The 1,308-nt window shown below is 36.5% G+C and carries 1 protein-coding gene; it reads right to left on the bottom strand.

Annotated features, from left to right (window positions below):
* A partial coding sequence (locus B5E79_RS13225; protein WP_087298358.1) for an IS110 family RNA-guided transposase occupies window positions 1–1,011 on the bottom strand: 1,011 nt, incomplete at its 3' end.
* Window positions 1,012–1,308 lie beyond the last annotated feature (297 nt).

Genomic DNA, 1,308 nt, shown 5'->3' with positions numbered 1-1,308 from the left:
CTGATATAACGTCTTTCTTAAATAGCTCGATCCCTGCTTGGTTATGGCACTATGCTTGGCTTCGTACTGACTTGATTCGTAGTGAAATGGGGCGACACCCGCTGCCTTTATTATCTTTGAAGGCTTAGAATAGTTGAAAATATCTCCATATTCTGCTAGAATTGATGTACCAGAGAAATGCGAAATTCCTGGTACGGAGATGATAGGAGAGTTTAAGTCAGTGGAAAACTCTTCTATTTTTTTATCTATTTCTTTGAGCTGATCATTAAGCAGTTCGATATGAGCTATTAGATGTTTAATCTGCATTTCATCTGCCAACGAAGAAATGCCAACAGATGTTTTTGCACTTTCCTTTAGCTTTTCAGCAGTCAGAGAAATGCGATTGCCTCTGCCGGTAATATCAAAGCATTTGCGTAAAGTTCTGATGTCAGCCTGTGCAATGGCCTTTGCACTGCCAAACTGTTTAAGAATAGACATATAGACTTTTCCGTACTTGGATTTAAAAAGTGAGTTATATTCAGGAAAAACAAGATCTATGCATTTCTGCAGACGATTGGAAAGAACATTAATCTGTTCCTTGAGGGAATGATGCAACCTAGTCAGCTGCTTCTGTTCATAAAGGTCAAATTTCTTAGATGACGTCAAACGATAAGGTTTCTTGAGTTTGTTTGAGCTTAATATATCGCATATATTAAGAGTATCAAGTTTATCGTTTTTAGTGATGCCACCATCCATTCTACGATTGAGATCGGTAGTTTTAGGATTGATTAAAGCGACGTTGTAGTTTTTCTGCAAAAGAAAGCGCAATAAAGCGAAATGATAATGACCAGTATCTTCCATACCGATAAGAACGCTATCAACAGGATAGAGAGCGATCTGAGAGATAAGGAATTCAAAACCCTGAGCATTATTAGAGAAAGCGACAGGCTGAAGAATAATTTCACCAGTCAACTTGTCAACGATACTGACGAAATGCTTGTGCTTTCCAATATCAATACCAACTAATTTCATAAAAACCATCCTTTCAAATAAATTTCATGTGATGTGGTACCCACAACACTTAGACCATAAAACCTGGTACAAAATGTGAATTCAAAGACTCATCTAACTCATCGTTATTGAGGAATAAGTGAGTGGTCCAAACCTCCTTGAAGTAGTCAAAGCCACACGGAAAAATACAAATCCACAAACACATATTTCAATTTTACATATAAACCTAAACGTCATCAACTACGTATTAATAAAGTTGATAGAAAGGAGAAGGTATATTTTAATGACTGATAAATGAGTCAATTATAATATACCAGG

The sequence above is a fragment of the Massilimicrobiota sp. An134 genome (assembly GCF_002160815.1).
In the GTDB taxonomy this organism is placed as follows: Bacteria; Bacillota_I; Bacilli_A; order Erysipelotrichales; family Coprobacillaceae; genus Allocoprobacillus; species Allocoprobacillus merdigallinarum.
The sequence above is the reverse complement of the archived record's forward strand: the minus strand, read 5'-3'. Positions and strand labels throughout refer to the sequence as shown.